This is a genomic window from Salmonella sp. SAL4457 (assembly GCF_046548235.1).
Taxonomy (GTDB): domain Bacteria; phylum Pseudomonadota; class Gammaproteobacteria; order Enterobacterales; family Enterobacteriaceae; genus Salmonella; species Salmonella enterica.
In genome coordinates, this window is sequence record NZ_JBGDZO010001481.1 from 1 (window position 1) to 230 (window position 230).

Here is a 230-nt window from a genome sequence, read left to right on the forward strand (position 1 = left end):
TTCTCCAGCGGCAGATCAGCGAAGAGCAGTTGCGGGCCATTTCCCGGATGCGGTCGTTCAACCGCGCCTTACGGGTCTACGAACTGGACGACTATCTGCCCGAGCTGCCGCTGAAGAGCCTGCATCGGGCCGAGATGCCCGGCGACATTCGCCAGATCCTCGGTCGTGCCCTGGGCCGGGCGGACCGTTTCGTGGTCTCGACCGAACCGTTGGCGGAGGCATTCCGGCGC

The 230-nt window shown here is 65.7% G+C and carries 1 protein-coding gene; it reads left to right on the plus strand.

The window, feature by feature from the left end; all coding sequences use genetic code 11:
- The coding region (locus ACLJNW_RS29110) for a hypothetical protein (protein WP_410962154.1) at positions 1–230 on the plus strand (230 nt) is incomplete at both ends.